This is a genomic window from Vibrio sp. 2134-1 (assembly GCF_033339495.1).
In genome coordinates this window covers 1-700 of the sequence record NZ_JAWOUS010000422.1, presented here as the reverse complement: position 1 = coordinate 700, position 700 = coordinate 1, and the positions used below count along the sequence as shown (strand labels likewise).

Here is a 700-nt window from a genome sequence, read left to right as displayed (position 1 = left end):
TCAGCGTTCAACCCACCGCACAATGGCAATCATTTGATTTTACAAACATATTAATCATTGGCTCAATTGGCGATCCTTTAGAATCGTTAGATAATATCGATCCTGCATTGTTCGATTGGATCAGAGAGTTACACCTAAAAGGCAGCAAAATAGTTGCAATTGACACTGGTATTTTTGTCGTCGCGAAAGCCGGTCTTTTGCAGCAAAACAAAGCTGTAATGCATTCTTACTTCGCCCACCTCTTTGGCGAACTGTTCCCTGAGATAATGCTCATGACTGAGCAGAAAGCACTCATTGACGGAAACGTCTATCTTTCGTCTGGACCTTACTCTCACTCAAGTGTGATGCTGGAAATAGTAGAAGAGTATTTTGGAAAGCACACTCGAAACCTTGGTAACCAGTTTTTAAGTACAATAGAGAGCAGTGGAAACTCTCATTCATACTGTGATGTTTTCCGTTACATGCAACACAGAGATGAGCTGATTCTAAAAATCCAAAAATGGATTCTCACCACGGATCTAGACATCGTATCTATCAGTGATTTAGCGAATGAAGCTTGCTTATCAGAACGGCAGTTAAAACGCCGATTTAAAGAGGCGACATCCATCAGTCCGCTAAAGTTTATTCAGTTAGGGCGCTTATCTTTTGCAAAAGAACTGTTGAGGTCAACAAAGTTGTCAATTGATGAAGTTGCAAGTCA

General features: G+C 40.7%; 1 protein-coding gene. It reads left to right on the top strand.

Going from position 1 to position 700, the window contains the following annotated elements; genetic code table 11:
• Positions 1 to 700: GlxA family transcriptional regulator (locus R7R78_RS26390; RefSeq protein ID WP_225474645.1), on the top strand; the 700-nt coding region annotated here is incomplete at both ends.